This is a genomic window from Sphingomonas paucimobilis NBRC 13935 (assembly GCF_000739895.2).
Lineage (GTDB): Bacteria > Pseudomonadota > Alphaproteobacteria > Sphingomonadales > Sphingomonadaceae > Sphingomonas > Sphingomonas paucimobilis.
In genome coordinates, this window is sequence record NZ_BBJS01000011.1 from 1 (window position 1) to 18123 (window position 18123).

Genomic DNA, 18123 nt, shown 5'->3' on the forward strand with positions numbered 1-18123 from the left:
CCTCCCCTTACAGGGGAGGAATATTCCTCGTTACACCGCCGGCTTTTCGCCGATCTGTTCGGCTTGCGCGCCGCTGTCCGGACGGGCGGGGCCGAGGACGGGCTCTTCGCCCATCGGCTCGTTGCGGAACACGGTGAATTCGTCGCGGCCGTCGATGCTGGGCCCCTGAGTCCAGCGGCCCTCGGGATAGGTACCGTCGACCGAGGTGACGAAGAAGTCGTAATTATGCTCCGGATGCTCCTTCGACTGGGGGAAGGAGTTGGGGATGGGTAGCTGCGTCTCGGCACCCAGTTCCTCGATCACGGCCAACCACTGCTCCTGATGCATGGTGTCACGCGCGATCATGAAATGGAGCATGTCCTTCATGCCCTGATCGTGGGCGGCATTGTAGAGGCGGGTCGCCAGCACGCGCCCCGTGCTCTCGGCGGCAACGTTGCAATACATGTCGGCGGCGATGTTCCCGCTGGCATAGATATGACTCATGTTGAAGGGCACGCCGTCCGAATCCGACGGATGGGCCGCAAGGCCGGTCGACAGGATATGCTTGTGCAGCGTCCCCTCGATCGCATGACGGGGATTGCCGCCGCCCATCACCGCACCGACAATGCCGTCCGCCGCACCCTCTTCCTGAAGCGAGGCCGGCGCCTTGTCGAGGTTGAGCGCGACGGCGGTCGCCAGCATCTCGATATGGCCGATTTCCTCGGTGGCGGTGTGGAGCAGCATGTCACGGTATTTGGGCGTGGGCGCGCGGTTGCCCCAGGCCTGGAAGAAATACTGCATGCAGACGCGGATCTCCCCCTCCACGCCGCCGATCGCCTGTTGCAGCATGCGCGCGAACAGGGGGTCGGGACTTTCGCACCGGACGGGATATTGCAGGCGTTTGTCGTGATAATACATGATCGGCCTCGCTTCTGGTTGGTGCTTCGGGGGTGGGGGATTAGTGGCTGGCGGTTTCGCCCGCCGCGCGACGTTCGAGATAGCGGCGGGTCAGCGTCGCGTTATTCTCATCCACCCAGGCCGCCATCGCGAGTTCTTCGTTCAGCGACTGGGTCAACAGCGGCGTCGCGTTGGCGAAGCTGCCGACATCGGCGATGGTGATTAGCGATTTGTAGCTGGCGGCCTCGAAATTCTCGAAGGCGAAGTTGGCGAAGCTGTTCTTCAGGATCTCGTCGGGCGCGAAGATGTGGCCCAGCGCCGCCATATTGCCCGAGAAGCTCAGTGCCGCGTCCTTGAGCATCGAACGGCTCTCGTTGAAGCTGTCGAGAATTTCCTCTAGCCGGTCGATCTGCTGTTCGGTCTCGCCTCGGTGCAGGCGCAGCCGATCGGCCACGTCCGGGTAGTTGGCGAGGTGATCGAGCTGCCGGTCGATCAGCGCCAGCGCCTGATGCTCGACCGCATGCGCATTCTTCAGGCCGGTGACGAACACCGACAGGACCACATCATGGGGCAGGGAAGTCATGGGCGTCACTCCTATAGGGATCAAAGGAAGGGGGTGCCGCCGGTGACGGGGATGGTCGCACCGGTGATGTAGCTAGCCTCGCCGCTCGCCAGCAGCACATAGGGCGGGGCGAGTTCGGCGGGCTGCGCGGCGCGGCCCATCGGGGTCTGCTGGCCGAAGGTCTTGACCGCTTCGGGCGGCATGGTCGACGGGATCAGCGGGGTCCAGACCGGGCCCGGCGCCACCGCATTCACGCGGATGTTTCGCTCGGCCAGCATCTGCGCCAGGCCGGCGGTGAAATTGTGAATCGCGCCCTTGGTCGTGGCATAGGCCAGCAGCTGTTCGTTGGGTTTGTCGGCGTTGATCGAGGTCGTGTTGATGATCGACGAGCCTTCGCCCATGTGCGGCAGCGCGGCCTTCACCAGATAGAACATCGCGTGGATGTTGGTGGCGAAGGTGACTTCCCATTCTTCGTCGCTGATGTCCTCGACCGATTGGAAGGTCGCCTGATGCGCGGCATTGTTGACCAGGATATCGACCCGGCCAAAGGTCTGCACCGCGCGTTCGACGATGGTGCGGCAATGGGCGGGATCGCTGATATCGCCAGGGATCAGCAGCGCCTTGCGGCCCGCCTGTTCGACCAGCCGCTGGGTTTCGGCGGCGTCCTTGTCCTCGGACAGATAGGAAATCACCACATCGGCGCCTTCGCGGGCGAAGGCGATGGCGACGGCACGGCCGATGCCGCTGTCCGCGCCAGTGATGATCGCCTTTTTGTCGGTCAGCTTGCCATGGCCGGCATAGCTGTGTTCGCCGTGATCGGGGCGCGGATCCATCGCCTCGGTCTCGCCGGGCATGTCCTGCTGCTGTTCGGGTTGTGGTGGGGTGGGGCGTTCATTCATGGACCGTCTCTCCTCGACCCGTCCAATGGGCGGGCAGGGGAGGCGTTCCGACGAAAAAGCGTTATCTTAAAACGTATTAAGCGCTATTTTTGAGTTCCGATCAGTCGTCGTGCAAAGCACTCGCTCCACCCGATGCGGCCCGCGTCAGATGGGTGAGGACCGTCCGCTCAAGCGCGTCCATCGCATCGGCATAGCTGTGCGAGTCCGTGGCGATCGTCTCCATCGCCAAGTCGTGCCCGCGTGCGGCGGCGCGAAACGTCACCCCCGTCGCATCGCCGCGGGCCACGATGATCGCGGCATCCGGACCCCAGGCCTCGATGGCATGAAGGAGGGGCGCCGCCGTTTCATCCAATGGGGCGGGGGGCGCAGCGATCTTGGTCAGGCCCTGTCGCAACTTGCCCAGATCGACTGCGCCTTTCGCCAGCCGCAGCCATTCGCCCGGATCGACGAGCTTGCGCGCATAATGACGCCGGATCGCGGCGGCGGGGGGCAAGGCATCGGGCTCGTCGGCAAGCCAGGGGTTGGAGAGGAGCAGCCCGCCACATCCCGCCTCTTGCCCAAACATCGCCAGTGCGGCGGCGGCATCGCAATTGCCGAAGCCGATCACCCGTGCCAGGCTGGCTGCTTCCGCAAAGGCGTCGAGGGCGGCGGCAATATCGGGGCCGCTCGATTCCCAGCCGCCATTCATGCCCTCGCTGTCGCCGACGCCGCGCCGGTCGAAGCGAAAGACCGAATAGCCCCGCGCCGCGATACGCGCCGCCAGCATCGCCTGTCCCCGATGCGCCCCCATGCGCGGCTCGTTGCCGCCCGAGACGATCAGCAGCCCCGTATCGGACGAGCCTTCGTCGAGCGTCCCGACCAGCGTCGCGTCCTCGCAGGGAAAGGAGATCAGCCTTCGCATGACGCGATCCACTGCGCGATATCCTCGGCCAGCGTGACGGCGAGTTCGGGGTCTTCCTGCGGCTCGGCCCGGCGCCACGGGGGTACGGCATCGATCGTCCGGTCGGCGGGCGCGCGGTCATGACCCAGCCGAACGACGCGGTACGGTGCACCCGAGGAGGCGAGCTGCTCGGCACCGGCGAGCTCAGCCAGAAAATGCGGCGACACCCGGTTGCCCGCCACCCGCACCGGGGATTCGGCGCCGAACACGCCATGCTCGTCGCCGCGCAGTCCCGCCGCCGCGCGCAGGCGGATCACGTCGCGCAGCACCGCCTCGCCCGTCATTGGCGCCAGATGCCAGCGTCCGGCCAGGTTCGCCAGGCTGTCGACCAGCGTGCCGCCCCGGATCGACACCCCATAGCAACGCCGATCGGCCAGCGCTTCGGCCGCCGCGCGGTGCGCCAGTCGCCACTGGGCGAAACTGGCCTTCTCGGTCTCGACCATGCTCTCGCCCGTACCAGGCCAATCGGGCATCGCGCCGCCAAGGCCATGCATCGCCAGCGCGCGCAGCAACGCCACGGCGAGCGCGCGCGTCCGGTTCGCCTCTTCCCAGAAGGGCAGGGCGACCAGCACGACCGGCCCCTGCGCAGGCCCGAAGCGCAACAGCGCCTCGCGCCCACCGGGGCCGTCATAATAATCGATCAAGCCCGCGCCTTGGTGTTGGCGAAGGCGACCAGCTGGCCGAAGGTTTCCAGCATCTCGCCATCGACCTCGTCATCCTCGATCAGGATGTCCAGGCGGTCCTCCAGCTCGGTCAGCACGCCCGCGACCGCCATCGAATCCAGCTCCGGCAGCGCGCCGAACAGCGGCGTATCGGCCTCGAACCCCGCCACACGCTCGTGCGACAGCCCCAGCACATCGGCGAGTACGCCGCGCACCGTTGCTTCCACCTCACTGCTCGCCTGGAGTTCCAAACCCTGTCGCCTTGCTGTTTCCTATGGTGGACAGCGTTAGAGCGCGCGCAGGCATTGGGCAACGGGGGAGACCTGGCGATCCTATCCCGGCGCTCGACTTCACCCTGCGCGCGCTTGTAGAGGCAGGGGATGACCCCCGATCCAACCGTCTATCCGATCGACCATGTCCTGCGCGGGGCGGGTGATGCGCTGGCCTTGCTCGACCGTGAAGGTGGCCTGAGCTTTGCCGAGGCCGAGACGATGGTCGCCCGGCTGGCGGGATGGCTGGCGGCGCAAGGCTTCGCGCCCGGCGCGCGGGTAGCGACCTGGTTGCCCAAGGCGCGGCTGTCGGCGCTGATGCCGTTGGCTGCGCCACGCGCCGGGTTGGTCCATGTGCCGATCAACCCGCTGCTCAAGCGGGCGCAGGTCGCGCATATCCTGGCCGATAGCGGCGCGACGATGCTGCTGACCCATGCCCCGCGCGCCGCCACGCTGGAGCCGGGCGATGTGCCGGCGACGACGCGGCTGACGGTCGAGGCTGGGGAGGGTGATGCGCTGCCTCGATCGGACGGCGATCCCGATGCGCTGGCGGCGATCCTCTATACTTCGGGGTCGACGGGGCGGCCCAAGGGGGTGATGCTCAGCCATGCCAATCTTTGGCTGGGGGCGGTGTCGGTGGCGCACTATTTGCGGCTGACCCCGGCGGACCGGGTGCTGGGCGTGCTACCCTTCAGTTTCGACTATGGCCAGAACCAGCTCTTCTCGACCTGGCTGGCGGGCGGCGCGGTCGCGCCGCTCGACTATCTGACGCCGCGGGACGTGGTGAAGGCGGTGGCGCGCTATGGCGCAACCACGCTGGCAGGAGTGCCGCCGCTGTGGACGCAGTTGCTGAGCATCGACTGGCCCGAGGAGGCGATCGCGCCGCTTCGGCGGCTGACCAATTCCGGGGGGGCGCTGACCCCGTCGTTGGTCAAGGGTTTGCGGACGCGGTTCCCGGCGGCCGACCTTTACGCCATGTACGGGCTGACCGAGGCGTTTCGGTCCACCTATCTCGACCCGGCCCTGATCGATGCCCATCACGATGCGATCGGGCGCGCCATTCCCTTTGCGGAGGTGATGATATTGCGCCCCGATGGAACCCGCGCCGCGCCGGGGGAGCCGGGCGAGCTGGTCCATGCCGGGCCGCTGGTCGCGCAGGGTTATTGGCAGGATGCCGAGCGGACGGCGCAACGTTTTCGGCCCGCGCTCGGCCATGATCGCGCGGTCTGGTCGGGGGACAATGTCGTCGAGGGGACGGATGGCTTGCTCCGCTTCGTCGGGCGCGATGACGAGATGATCAAGGTCGCCGGCAACCGGATCAGCCCGCAGGAGATCGAGGAAGCGGCGCTGAGCGGTGGCGAAGCGCGCGAGGCGGTGGCGATTGGCGTACCTGATCCGGCGCAGGGCCAGGCGATCGTCTTGGTCCTGGCGGGGGATGCCGCGACCGAGCCGGCGCTTCGCACACGCTTGAAGACCGAACTTCCCAATTTCATGCAGCCGGCGCGGATTGTCTGGCACGACGAACTGCCGCGCAACGCCAATGGCAAGCTGGACCGCGCCGGATTGCGCCGCGCGGTTCTGGACGAGGATAGAACGGCATGAAGCCGATGGGCCCCCTTCCACCCGAATTCGCGACGCAGCACGGCGCGCTGATGATCGGCGGGCGTAGCGCGGAGGACTGGATGCAGGGGCGCGACGGCCCGCTATTCGTCTATGACCCCGCGATCGTGGCGGCGCGGGTGGCGCGGTTCCGCGCGGCCTTCCCCACGATCGACCTTCATTATGCGATCAAGGCCAACCCCTTTCCGCCGCTGCTCGCCGCGATGGCAGGTCTCGTCGATGGCTTCGACGTCGCCTCATCCGGGGAACTGGCCAAGGTTGTGGAACTCGGCAAGCCGGTCAGTTTCGCCGGCCCGGGCAAGCGCGATGCCGAACTCGCGGCCGCGATCGATGCCGGGATCACGCTCAACCTCGAGTCGGAAGGCGAGGCGACCCGCGGGCTCGCCATCGCCGAGCGGCTAGGGCGCACGCCGCGCCTGGCCGTGCGGGTCAATCCGGATGTCGAGTTGCGCGGATCGGGCATGAAGATGGGCGGCCGGCCGTCCCCCTTCGGTATCGATGCCGCGCGTGTGCCCGCGCTCGTCCGCACGATCGTCGCGAGCGGCGCGGAATGGCGCGGCTTCCATATTTATGCCGGCAGCCAGGCGCTCGATCCGCAGGCGATCATCGACACGCAGGCGGCCACGATCGCCCTCGCCGCGCGTCTGGCCGAGGAAGCGGGGCACACGCCGCCGCTGGTCAATCTGGGCGGTGGATTCGGTGTGCCCTATTTTGCGGGCGACCAATCGCTGGATATCGAGCAGGTCGGCACCGCGCTGACCCAGGCGTTGGAGGCGCGGCCGGACATCTTGCGCGACACGCGCTTCGCGATCGAACTCGGCCGTTGGCTGGTGGCGGAGGCAGGCGTTTATATGGCGCATGTCGTCGACATCAAGGACAGCGGCGGCGAGCGGTTCGCGATCCTCGATGGCGGGCTGAACCACCAACTGGCGGCCAGCGGCAATTTCGGCACCGTCGTCCGGCGCAACTATCCGCTGGCACTCGCCCATGCGATGGGGGCGGAGGCAATCCAGACCGTGTCGGTCGTGGGTCCGCTCTGCACCCCGCTCGACCGGCTGGGCGACCGGGTGGCGCTGCCCGCTGTCCATGTCGGGGACATCGTCGCGATCTTTCTGGCCGGGGCCTATGGAGCCAGTGCCAGCCCTTCGGCGTTTCTGGGTCACGGCCCGGCCGATGAGATATTGGCCCGATGAGATATTGGCCCGATGAAATATTGGCCCAATGAAATATTGGCAGCGTCTACCGGGGCATAACGCTATGTTCACCTCTTGGACGGCATAGCGACGCTGCGCAATTTGCCTTTTGCCCCGGCCGGGGTGCAAGGTTCAGGAGTAACGTTCGCATGGCATCCTTCGCCCGCCCCCTCTTGCTAGCAGGGCTCGCCGCCTCGACGCTGACCGCCTGTTCGACCGCGACCAGCCGCCCCGAGCTGCCGCCGGCGGGCTATGTCGCGAAAAAGGACGTGCCGGGCGAGGAATATGTCATTGGCCCGCTCGACCAGTTGAACATCTTCGTCTGGCGCAATCCGGACCTGTCGGCCAAGGTTCAGGTGCGTCCCGATGGCCGCATCACCACGCCGCTGGTCAACGACATGCCGGCGGTCGGCAAGACGCCCTCCATGCTGGCCGACGACATGAAGAAGGCGCTGTCGGAATATGTCTCCAACCCGATCGTGTCCGTGATCGTCGAGAATTTCGCCGGTACCTATAGCCAGCAGGTGCGCATCGTCGGTGCGACCGAGCGGCCCGCCTCCATTCCCTACCGCGCCAACATGACCCTGCTCGACGCGATGATCGCGGTCGGGGGGCTCAATCAATATGCCGCCGGCAACAAGGCCAAGCTGGTCCGCACCGATCGCGACACCGGCAAGCAGCGTGAATATGCGTTGCAGATCAACGATTTGTTGAGGAAGGGTGATTCAAAGGCGAATGTCCGGCTGGAACCGGGTGACGTCATCATCATCCCCGAATCGATGTTCTGAGGAGGCGAAGCGCGCGTGTCGGCGATCCAGGACGAAATCCGCATTGCGATCCATGCGATCTGGACCCGGCGCTGGCTGGCGCTGGCGGTCGCCTGGGCCGTGTGCATCCTGGGCTGGCTGTTCGTCTCGCAAATCCCCAGCCGTTATGAATCGACCGCGCGCATCGCGGTCCAGAATTCGCAGCTTTTGCCCGATGGCATGGGCAATGGCCCCAATGCGCAGATGGAGTCGGTCGATCAGGTCCGCCAGACGCTGATCTCGGCGATCAACCTGCAAAAGGTGGTGCGCGGCACCGATCTGGCGAGCACGGTGTCGACAGACGCCGATGTCGCCGCGCGCGTCGCGGCGCTGGCCCAGTCGATCAAGATCGAGAACCAGCAGGATACCATCTTCAAGCTGACCGTCACGCAGGGCAGCCCCAAGCTGGCGCAGCAGGTGGCGCAGAAGCTGATCGATATCTTCGTCGAATCCAATCTGGTCGGCGATCGCAACAATACCAGCCAGAGCCTGAGCTTCCTCGACCGCCAGCTCGACGAGCGGCAGAAACAGTTGCAGGCGGCCGAGGCGAAGCGCGCGCAATATCAGAACCAGTTCATGGGCGGCCTGCCCGGTACCGGCTCGGTCGCCGATCGCATCGGGCTGGCGCGCTCGCAAATGGCGCAGGTGGACAGCGATCTGGCCGCCGCCCAGTCGAGCGTCGCGGCGGTGCAGGGCCAGATGGCCGCGACCCCGCGTACCGTGGCGGAGGGCGGCGGTGGCGTCGGACCGGCGCGGGCGCGGCTGGCGACGTTGCAGGGCCAGTTGGCCGATGCGCGGGCGCGGGGCTTTACCGACAATCACCCCGATGTCATCGCGTTGAAGAACCAGATGGCCGCAGCGCAGGCAGCGGCCAAGGCGGAAGGTTCGGGCGGCGGCGCGGGCGGGCAGCCCAATCCCCTCTATCTCTCGCTCCAGTCGATGGCGGCCGAGAAGCAGGCGCAGCTCGCCAGCCTGAAGGTCCGCAAGGCGCAGTTGCAGGGCGATCTCGACCGGCTGAACGCCAGCCTGTCGAGCAATCCGGAAGCGGCCGCGCAACAGGGCGCGATCGACCGCGATTATCAGGTCCTGAAGGACAGTTACGACCAGCTGCTTCGCCAGCGCGAGCAGGTGGCGCTTCGCGGTCAGGCGCAGAACCAGACGGACTCGATGCGCTTCTCGGTGATCGATCCGCCCACCTATCCGCGCGCGCCGACCGCGCCCAACCGCATCCTGTTGCTGACCGGCGTTTTCCTGGCTGGCCTGGGGCTGGGGGTGGGCAGTGCCTTTGCGCTGTCCAAACTGCGCCAGACCTTCACTACGGCGCAATCGCTGCAACGCACGATGGGCATGCCGGTGATCGGGTCGATCGGCGAGGTCGTCACCCGCGCGCAGGCGGAAGTGCGGGCCAATCGCTTGAAATTGTTCCTGGGCGGGACGGCGGCGCTCGCCGCGGCCTATGGGATGGTCCTTGGTATCGAGCTATTGCAGCGGGGTATGGCGGCGTGAGCAACAGCGTGAAACCACCCAGACCCCGCCGGGAACCGTCGCTGCTCGAACGGGCGGCGACGGTGTATGACTTCCAGGCCTATGTCCGTGCGCCGATGCCTGCGCCGGTCGAGGCCCCGCGTCCGGCTCCGGTGGAGGACATGGGGCCGCCAGCCCCCGCCGCCCCGCCCGAGCCGCCAGCGTCTGCCGAAGTCGAGGCAGCATCCTCTGTCTCGGCTGAACCCGTCGCGCCCCCGCTGCCGGAATCGCCCGATCCTTTCGTGGCCCCCGTTATGCCCGATACGGAGTGGACCCCACCGGGGCTGGTCGGTCCGGACGATAGGGACGACGCATCGATAGCGGCCGATCCCGCGCTGTCCGGCATCCCGGCCGAGTTCCTGGCGCAGCCCGGCGACGACGAATTTCTGGCCAGCGAATATAATCCGGGGTTCAGCGACGTCGCCACCGTCGACCGCGCGCTCTTGGCCGAGAATGGCATGATCGTGCCCGGCGCGCCGATCGGCCCGCTGGCCGAGGAGTTCCGCCTGGTCAAACGCCAGCTGATCATCACCAGCAAGCGGCTGATCGAGACGGGCGATGCCGACAAGGCGCGCACCGTCCTGATCTGTTCGGCGCGGCCGCAGGACGGCAAGACCTTCTGCTCGGTCAACTTGGCACTCTCGATGGCGGCGGAGCGGGATACCGAGGTGCTGCTGGTCGATGCCGATGTCGCCAAGCCCGATGTGCTGGCCCGGCTGGGGCTGGCCGAAGGGCCGGGGCTGCTCGACGCGCTCGATGATAGCAGTGTCGATGTCGAGGATCTGGTGATCCGCACCGATGTCCCGCATCTGTCGGTGCTGGCCTGCGGCACGCGCAAGGCCAGCGATACCGAACTGCTCGCCTCGGCACGCACGCGTACGGTCCTGCAGCGGCTGTTGTCGGCCAATCCGCGCCGGCTGGTCATCTTCGACTCGCCGCCCGCGCTAGCGGCGTCGCCCGCCTCGGTGCTGGCGATGCTGGCCGGGCAGGTGATGATGGTCGTCCGCGCCGACAAGACGCCCGAGAGCGAGGTCACGGCGGCGATCAACCTCCTCGACGCGTGCGAGCATATCCAGCTGGTACTCAACAGCGTCGCCTTCGTCCCGGGCAGCCGGCGGTTCGGCTATTATGGCAAGGATCTCGGCTGAGCATGACGGCGCGGCCGATCCTGATGGGCTGTCTGGGGATGGCGATCCTGCCGACCCCGGCGCTTGCCCAGATGCAGGACGTGCCGCCCCCCTCCGGCGTCGCGGCCGATGCGGGCACGCAGCCGCTCGGCAACGCGGCCCCGGCCCCGATAGCGAACGGCCCCGATCGCGCGCGCGCGCGCGTGGCGCCTTATGTCGAAGTCGGACAGTTGTTCAGCGCCGACCTGAACGGCGGCGACTCGGTGACGTTCACCACGCTGGCCGCCGGGGTCAATGCGCAGGTCGATAGCGCACGGGCGCAGGGGCAGGTCAGCTATCGCTACGAACATCGTATCGGCTGGAACGATCGCTATGGCGGCGGCGACATTCATAGCGGTCTGGCACGCGGGCTGTACCGCATCACGCCCGATCTGAGCATCGACGGCGGGGCTTTGGCAACGCGGACCCGGACGGATATTCGCGGTGCGGCACCGGGCGTGCTGGTCGGCGATACGGGCAATATCTCACAGCTTTATTCGGCCTATATCGGCCCCGTGCTGCGCACCCGCGCCGGGCCGGTCCAGGTCCTCGCCAATTACCGGCTGGGCTATACGCGGGCCGACACGCCCGGCTTTGGAGGGCTGGCGCCGGATCAGCCCAGGCTCGACTATTTCAGCGACAGCTGGAATCACCTCGCGACGGTCAGGGCAGATGTCCGCCCCGGTACCGTCCTGCCGGTGGGCCTCAGCGCCAGCGGGCTCTACGAACGCGACGATGCGCGGCAATTGGCGCAGCGTTATGAGGGCTGGTTCGCGCGCGGCGACGTCCTCTACCCGGTCTCGCCCTATGTCGCGCTGACCGCCGGTGTCGGCTATGAACGGATCGAGAGCAGCCAGCGCGATCCGGCGGTCGATGCCGCCGGCCGGCCCTTGGTCGACAGCAGCGGACGGTTCGTGATCGCCCCCGACAGCCCCCGCCGCATCGCCTATCGCACGGACGGCGTCTATTACGATGCCGGTGTCATCTGGCGGCCCAATCGCCGGACGTCGGTGGAAGGGCATATCGGCGAACGCTATGGCTCGCTGAGCGTCACCGGCACCGCGCAATATCAGGCCGCGCGCGGCGTGGTCTTTCGTGCGGCGCTCTATGACGGCATCCAGACCTTTGGCCGCCAGTTGCGCAACGGCCTGTCGGGCCTGCCGACCGAGTTTGTCGAGACGCGCGACGCCTTTGCCCAGCAGTTCAATGGCTGCGTCTTTTCGACCAGCGGCACCACGCCGGGCGGGTGCCTGAACGACGTGTTGCAATCGGTGCAGACCGCCGTCTACCGGGCACGCGGCGCGGATGCGACGCTGACCGTCGCACGTGGGCGTTCCACGCTCGGTTTCGGGCTGGGCTATAGCAACCGCCGGCTGTTCGCGCCCGACGCCGCGCCCGGGCTAATCGTCGCCGGGGCCGATGACGAAAGCTGGTATGCGCAGATTTTCTTCGGTCATGCGCTCAGCCGTAACTCGGGGCTTAACGTGAATGGCTTCGTTAACTATTATGCCAGTAGGTTGGCCGGCGCCGAGGACGTGGTATCGGTTGGCACGACGGCCAGCTATTACCACAACTTCGGTCGGCTCGGAACAACCGCGTCGGTTGGATTGTACCACTTCTCGGTCGGGGACCTGAGCAACGCCCTCTCGGCGCAGGCCCTGATCGCCGCACGGTATCAATTCTGACCGGCCGAAAGGCACGATGATGTACGAGACCCATTTCGGTCTGGGCGAACGCCCGTTTCAGCTGACCCCGGACCCGCGTTTCTGGTTCGAGACGGCGACGCATGGCAAGGCGATGGCCTATCTCGGCTATGGCTTGGCGCAGGGTGAGGGCTTCATCGTCATCACCGGCGATGTCGGCGCGGGCAAGACGACGCTGGTCGGCCATCTGGTCGAGACGCTCGATACGCGCCGCGTCCGCGTGCTCCACATCGTGTCGACCGCGATCGACCCCGACGATCTGCTGCGCACCGTGGCGGGGCAGCTCGGCGTCGATGCGCAAGGCCTGTCCAAGGCTGCGCTGCTGTCGGCCACCGAGCGGGCGCTGAACGGCGTCGCGCGCGATGGTCGCCGCGTCCTGCTAATCGTCGACGAGGCACAGGCTTTGCCGCTCGCCTCGCTCGAAGAGCTGCGCATGCTCTCCAATTTCCAGGCGGGCGGCCATGCGCTGCTCCAGATCCTTCTGGTCGGCCAACCCGAATTTCGCGACCGCCTGCTGGGCTCGGGAGCGGTCGAGCAGCTGCGCCAGCGGGTCATTGCCATTCACCATCTCGACCCGATGGACCCGGAGGAGGTGCCCGATTACATCGCGCACCGTCTGGCGGTGGCGGGCTGGACCGGCCGTCCCGATTTCGCGGGCGACGCGTTCGACGCGCTCTACGAGGCCTCGGGCGGCGTGCCGCGCCGGCTGAACGTGCTGGCAGGCCGGGTGCTGTTGCAGGCGGCGATCGAGGGTGTCGAGCTGATCGGGCAGGACACGGTGCGCAGCGTTGCTGCCGACATGGCCGCCGATATGGGCGGCGAGCCCATCGGCCAGCCGCAACCCGAACCCGCCGCGCCACAGGCCACGCCGATCGTCGCGCCGGCGTCATTCGATCGTTCGACCTTTGGTGCGGGCACGCTGGGTGCCGCGACGCTCGACGGTGCTGCCGCCGGGATTGCCGCGACTGCCGGGACGCTGCGGGCGGGCCTGTACGCCAATGGCCATGCCGCCGATCCGATTATCCGCACCCGCCCCATGGACCAAGGCGAGGCGACCGAGCGCAGCGCGCACCGCGTCGTCGCGCCACCGCCCGCGCCCGAACCGGTATCGCTCCGTCCGATGGCGCCCCCCGAACCCGAGCCAGCCCCGGTCGAGGATGCCAAGCCGGACGCGACCGCCGCGCTGGAGGACCGCGTGGCACAGCTGGAGGCGCGGCTGGAGCAGCAGGAGGCGGCGTTGCGCCGGGTCCTGACCTTGCTGGTCGACTGGACCGAGATGGACAATCGCGGTGAGACCAAGCGGGAAGGCGCGACGATCCGTTCGGCGGGCACCTGGGGCCATGCCGCCTGATCCCGGAGCGGCCGCGCCGCTCAACGGCATGTCGGTCGACGTCGAGGAATGGTTCCAGGTCGGCGCGTTCGAAAAGACGATCGACAAGGGCGACTGGGACCGGCTCGACAGCCGGGTCGAGGCCAATACCGATGCCGTGCTCTCGCTCTTTGCCGAGACGGGGACGCGGGCGACCTTCTTCACGCTGGGCTGGGTGGCGCATCGCCATCCCGGGCTGATCCGGCGCATCGTGGCGGCCGGGCATGAGATGGCGAGCCATGGCTGGGACCATCAGCGCGTCTTCACCATGACGGCGGACCAGTTCCGCGCCGATCTGGCCCGCGCCAAGGCGGCGATCGAGAATGCCGGCGGGCAGGCCGTCACCGGATACCGCGCACCCAGCTTCTCCATCGACACGCGGACGCCTTGGGCGCATCCGGTGCTGGCCGAGGCGGGCTATCGCTATTCGTCGAGCGTCGCGCCGCTGCGCCACGATCATTATGGCTGGGCGGAATCGCCGCGCTATGCGTGGCGGCCGCTGGCGGATGCCGATCTGATCGAATTGCCGGTGACGGTGGCGCAATGGGGCCAACGGCGGCTGGCGACTGGCGGCGGCTTTTTCCGCATGCTGCCCGCCAAGCTGACCGACATCGCGGTCGGGCAGGTCAATCGCGACCGGCACGGCGCGATCTTCTATTTCCACCCCTGGGAGGTCGATCCCGACCAGCCGCGCGTCGCCGATGCGCCGCTGCGGTCCAAGGTGCGGCATTACAGCCGGTTGGGCGCTATGGCGGGCAAGTTGCGTGGGCTGCTCGGCCGGCATGACTGGGGGCGGGTCGTTGAGGTTGCGGCCGAGGAAGCGGCGCGGCTCGCATGACCGCACCAGCCCTGGCCGTCCGCGTCGCCGATCTGGCGCGCGAGGATGAGCGCCAACGGATCGACGCGTTCGTGGCGGAAGCGGGGGCGGGGACGCCCTTCCACCTGACCGGCTGGTTGCTCGCCGGGGCGCGAGGATGCGGGCAAAAGGCGCATTATCTCGTCGCCGATCGCCCCGATATGACCATTGCCGGACTGTTGCCGCTCAGCGAAATCCGCTCGCCCTTGTTTGGCGCGGCGATGGTGTCGACCGGGTTCGGCGTCGATGGCGGTGTGCTGGGCGAGGGGGCCGATCTGCTTGCCGAGGCCGCCTGGGAGCTGGCGCAGGCGCGCGGGATCGAATCGGTCGAACTGCGCGGCGGCCCGGCTCCGACCGGCTGGGCCGTGGATAGCGACAGCTATCTGGGTTTCGTCCGTCCCATCGCGACCGATGACGAGGCCGAGCTAAAGGCGATCCCCCGCAAGCAGCGCGCCGAGGTGCGCAAGGCGCTGGCCAACGACCTGATCGTCGAGACCGGCGACAGCCCCCGAATGCTGGCCGAGCATTACCGCATCTATGCCGAATCGGTCCGCAATCTCGGCACCCCGGTCTTCCCCGCCAAGCTTTTCCGCGAGGCGGTCGCGCGGCTCGACGCCGATATCCTGACTGTCCGGCATGAAGGACGCGCGGTGGCGAGCGTGCTCAGCCTGTATCACGCCGGCACCGTCTATCCCTATTGGGGCGGGGGGACGCAGGCGGCGCGGGGGTTGCGCGCCAATGATCTGATGTATTTCGCGCTGATGCGCCATGCCCGGGCGCGAGGTTGCCACAGCTTCGACTTCGGTCGGTCGAAGGTCGGGACCGGCGCGGCGGCGTTCAAGAAAAATTGGGGGTTCGAGGGGCGTCCGCTCTCCTATGCCAGCCGCAGCGTTCATGGCCCGCGTGCGATCAATCCGCTCAATCCCAAATATGCGCTGATGATCGCGGTGTGGAAGCGGATGCCGGTCTGGGCGGCGCGGCTGGCGGGGCCGCCGATCGCGCGGGGCCTGGGGTGAGGGACCTGCTGTTCCTGGCACACCGCGTGCCGTTCCCGCCCGATCGCGGCGACAAGATCCGCAGCTATCATATCCTTCGCCACCTCAGCCGCGATTGGCGCATCCATCTCTGTACCTTTGGCGAGAGCGAGGCGGACCTGAATCCGCCGCCTGCCTTCACCGACCTGTTGGCCAGTTGCCGCATCGTCCGCCGCTCGAAGTCCATGCCGCTGGCCGCGTTCCAGGCGCTGGCGACCGGCGCACCGGTATCGTTGACCGCCTTCGCGCACCCGGAAATGGCGAAAGCCGTGCGGCAGGTCCGGCGGAACGGCGTGGCGGCTGCCTACATCTTTTCCGGCCAGATGGCGCAATATGCCGGGGAAGAGCCGACGATCATGGATATGGTCGATGTCGACTCCGCGAAGTTCGACGCGCTTGCGGAGCGTGCGGGCGTTGCGAAGCGGCTGATCCTCCGACGCGAGGCGCGGAGGCTCGGTGCGTTCGAGCGCCGGGTGGCGGCGGGCATGGATGCCACGCTGTTCGTCAGCGAAGCCGAGGCCGCGCTGTTCCGCGCCGGTGGCGGGGAAGGGCGAGTGATGGCGGTCGAGAACGGGATCGATGCCAGCGTCTACGACCCTGCCATCGTCACGCCGGTCGCGGAGCCGGGGCCGCTGATCGTCTTCACCGGGCAGATGGACTATCAGCCCAATATCGACGCGGTGACCCATTTCGCCGAAGCGATCCTGCCGCAAGTCCGTAAGGCCCACCCCACTGCGCGCTTCGCCATCGTCGGTCGCGCGCCGACGCCGGGGGTGCGTAGGCTGGCGGGCGAGGATGTGATCGTGACCGGCGAAGTGCCCGACACGCGTATCTGGCTGGCGGCCGCCGCCGTCTGCGTCGCGCCTCTCACGCTGGCGCGGGGCATCCAGAACAAGGTGTTGGAGGCGATGGCGATGGCCCGCCCGATCGTCGCTTCGCGGGCGGCGGCCGAGGGGATCGACCATGGGGGCACGATCGCCGTGGCGGCGGGAGATCTCGACCTTGCCGACAAGCTCATCGCCGCGCTGAAGGACCCCACGACCAATAGCGCTGCGCGCGCGCGGGTGCTTGACCGATATGACTGGAGCGCGAGACTGGCACCGCTCGATCTGTTGTTGAAGGATATCGCCGCGTGACATGGGGGGATCGGATGCGGCCGGGGCGCTGGCCCTATCACCTGGCGCTGCTGGGTGCGGCGACGGCGCTGATCCTGGCGATCTTCTGGCGCGACGTCACCCATCTGGTCGAGATCTGGTGGACCAGCACGACCTATGGCCATTGCCTGTTTATCGGGCCGGTCGTCGGCTGGCTGGTGTGGCAGCGGCGCAATGAGCTGTCGCAACTGACGCCGACCGCCTGGTGGCCGGGGTTGCTATGGGTCGCGGGTGGGGGCTTCCTCTGGCTGCTGGGCGAGTCCGCGACGGTGGCGCTCATCCGGCAGATGGGGCTGGTTGCGACGCTGGAGGGCTTGGTCATCACGCTGCTCGGGCCGATGGTCGCGCGCGGTCTGCTCTTCCCGCTGGCCTATGCCTGGTTCCTCGTTCCCTTCGGCGCGGAACTGGAAAAGCCGCTTCAGCAGATCACGGTTTCGATCGTCATGCCGCTGCTGAACTGGAGCGGGATTCCGGCCTCGGCGGACGGCGTATTGATCCATGCCGGACGCTATTGGTTCGAAGTGGCGGAGGCCTGTTCGGGCTCGAAATTCGTGCTGGCGATGATCGCCTTTGCCGCGCTGGTCGCCAATCTCTGCTTCCGCTCGCTCTGGCGGCGGGCGATCTTCATGATCGTGTCGGTGATCGTGCCGATCCTGGCCAATGGCGTGCGCGCCTGGGGGACGATCTTCGCCGCCGACCTGACCTCGATCGAGGTGGCGGGGGGCGTCGATCATATCATCTTTGGCTGGGTGTTCTTCGCGCTGGTGATGGCGGCGGTGCTGGCCATCGGCTGGCAGTTTTTCGATCGTTCCCCCGATGATCCCGCCTTCGATCCCGGCAGACTGTCGGCCACGCCCAAACGCCGGATCGACCCGCTGCTGACGGCGGTACTGGCGCTAGCGATCACCGCCGTCTTCCCGAGCTGGAGCGGCTATGCCGGCAGCCGCGCGGCGTTGCTGCCCGCGCAGATGGCGCTGCCCGACGTGCCCGGCTGGACCCCGGCGCAGCAGCGCAGCAATTGGGCGCCGCATTATCCCGGCGCCGATGCGGTGATGCAGCGCACCTACACGGACGGGCAGGGGCATCAGGTCGATCTGGCGGTCGCCGTCTTCTCGCGCCAGCGCGAGGGAGGCAAGCTGGGCGCGTTCGGGACGGGCGTGTTGCAGGAAGATGATCGCTGGATCCGCGTCGCCGATCTGGCGCCCATCGCGGGGGGAAGCGCCATGCGGATGATCACGACCGGGCCGCTCGGCCAGTCGATGCAGCGCGATGTTGCGACCTGGTACCGGATCGGCGATAGCCTGACGCCAAGTATGCGGCAGGTGAAGATCGAGACGATGAAGGCCCGGCTGCTAGGCCAGCGCCAGATGGCCGTTGCGGTGCATGTGTCGAGCGAAGGAGACGATCCGCAGGCGATCGAGGCGTTCGTCCAGGCGCTGGGGCCGATCGATCGCTTCGCCGACCGACTGACCGGGCAGCGCTGACCCAGC

At 67.5% G+C, this 18123-nt stretch carries 17 protein-coding genes; 11 read left to right on the forward strand and 6 right to left on the reverse strand.

The genetic code is table 11. The features are described 5' to 3' along the window. Window positions 1-30: 30 nt before the first annotated feature. The 6 genes from SP6_RS02920 to SP6_RS02945 form a co-directional block, all read right to left on the reverse strand. Window positions 31-897 carry a manganese catalase family protein gene (locus tag SP6_RS02920; RefSeq protein ID WP_007404080.1) on the reverse strand — a complete coding sequence of 289 codons (867 nt, stop codon included), beginning with the start codon at window positions 895-897 and terminating at the stop codon, window positions 31-33. Between the two features lie 40 nt (window positions 898-937). Beyond that, complete coding sequence (locus SP6_RS02925) at window positions 938-1459, reverse strand: ferritin-like domain-containing protein (RefSeq protein WP_037568029.1); 522 nt, start codon at window positions 1457-1459, stop codon at window positions 938-940. 20 nt (window positions 1460-1479) lie between these two features. Next, window positions 1480-2337, reverse strand: coding sequence for an SDR family oxidoreductase (locus tag SP6_RS02930; RefSeq protein WP_007404067.1), 858 nt, complete (start codon window positions 2335-2337; stop codon window positions 1480-1482). A gap of 100 nt (window positions 2338-2437) precedes the next feature. After that, window positions 2438-3238, reverse strand: a complete 801-nt coding sequence (locus SP6_RS02935; RefSeq protein WP_007404077.1) for a hydrolase 1, exosortase A system-associated — start codon at window positions 3236-3238, stop codon at window positions 2438-2440. Next, on the reverse strand, window positions 3226-3921 hold the full coding sequence (locus tag SP6_RS02940; protein ID WP_007404207.1) for a hypothetical protein: 696 nt from the start codon (window positions 3919-3921) through the stop codon (window positions 3226-3228). Before SP6_RS02940 ends, SP6_RS02935 begins: the two co-directional genes overlap by 13 nt. Next, window positions 3918-4190 carry an acyl carrier protein gene (locus tag SP6_RS02945; protein ID WP_007404212.1) on the reverse strand — a complete coding sequence of 91 codons (273 nt, stop codon included), beginning with the start codon at window positions 4188-4190 and terminating at the stop codon, window positions 3918-3920. The genes SP6_RS02940 and SP6_RS02945 overlap by 4 nt, the downstream gene beginning before the upstream one ends. 129 nt (window positions 4191-4319) lie before the next feature. On the opposite strand from SP6_RS02945, the gene SP6_RS02950 reads away from it, so the two are divergent. The 11 genes from SP6_RS02950 (at window position 4320) to xrtA (ending at window position 18117) form a co-directional block, all read left to right on the forward strand. Further along, the gene (locus tag SP6_RS02950) at window positions 4320-5810 is read left to right on the forward strand and encodes an AMP-binding protein (RefSeq protein WP_007404171.1); all 1491 of its coding nucleotides are present in this window, start codon (window positions 4320-4322) and stop codon (window positions 5808-5810) included. Then, a complete protein-coding gene (locus tag SP6_RS02955; RefSeq protein WP_007403991.1) occupies window positions 5807-7021 on the forward strand; it encodes a pyridoxal-dependent decarboxylase, exosortase A system-associated in 1215 nt (404 codons plus the stop codon). Before SP6_RS02950 ends, SP6_RS02955 begins: the two co-directional genes overlap by 4 nt. Before the next feature lie 149 nt (window positions 7022-7170). Beyond that, entirely contained in the window at window positions 7171-7809 is a 639-nt protein-coding gene (locus SP6_RS02960; RefSeq protein WP_037568026.1) for an XrtA/PEP-CTERM system exopolysaccharide export protein, read from the forward strand. A gap of 15 nt (window positions 7810-7824) precedes the next feature. Continuing rightward, window positions 7825-9333: an XrtA system polysaccharide chain length determinant gene (locus tag SP6_RS02965; RefSeq protein ID WP_007404231.1), complete on the forward strand. Its 1509-nt coding sequence runs from the start codon at window positions 7825-7827 to the stop codon at window positions 9331-9333. A 62-nt stretch (window positions 9334-9395) separates the two neighbouring features. Continuing rightward, a complete protein-coding gene (locus SP6_RS02970) occupies window positions 9396-10499 on the forward strand; it encodes an AAA family ATPase (RefSeq protein WP_007404030.1) in 1104 nt (367 codons plus the stop codon). Window positions 10500-10501: 2 nt separating this feature from the next. After that, the gene (locus tag SP6_RS02975) at window positions 10502-12202 is read left to right on the forward strand and encodes a hypothetical protein (RefSeq protein WP_007404124.1); all 1701 of its coding nucleotides are present in this window, start codon (window positions 10502-10504) and stop codon (window positions 12200-12202) included. A gap of 19 nt (window positions 12203-12221) precedes the next feature. Continuing rightward, window positions 12222-13571, forward strand: a complete 1350-nt coding sequence (locus SP6_RS02980; protein WP_042468527.1) for an ExeA family protein — start codon at window positions 12222-12224, stop codon at window positions 13569-13571. After that, window positions 13561-14427, forward strand: a complete 867-nt coding sequence (locus tag SP6_RS02985; protein WP_042468529.1) for an XrtA system polysaccharide deacetylase — start codon at window positions 13561-13563, stop codon at window positions 14425-14427. Before SP6_RS02980 ends, SP6_RS02985 begins: the two co-directional genes overlap by 11 nt. After that, complete coding sequence (locus SP6_RS02990; RefSeq protein WP_007404152.1) at window positions 14424-15461, forward strand: FemAB family XrtA/PEP-CTERM system-associated protein; 1038 nt, start codon at window positions 14424-14426, stop codon at window positions 15459-15461. The genes SP6_RS02985 and SP6_RS02990 overlap by 4 nt, the downstream gene beginning before the upstream one ends. Continuing rightward, complete coding sequence (locus tag SP6_RS02995; protein ID WP_007404196.1) at window positions 15458-16615, forward strand: TIGR03087 family PEP-CTERM/XrtA system glycosyltransferase; 1158 nt, start codon at window positions 15458-15460, stop codon at window positions 16613-16615. Before SP6_RS02990 ends, SP6_RS02995 begins: the two co-directional genes overlap by 4 nt. Continuing rightward, window positions 16612-18117 carry an exosortase A gene (gene xrtA / locus SP6_RS03000; RefSeq protein ID WP_227876652.1) on the forward strand — a complete coding sequence of 502 codons (1506 nt, stop codon included), beginning with the start codon at window positions 16612-16614 and terminating at the stop codon, window positions 18115-18117. Before SP6_RS02995 ends, xrtA begins: the two co-directional genes overlap by 4 nt. The last annotated feature ends 6 nt before the right edge of the window (window positions 18118-18123 follow it).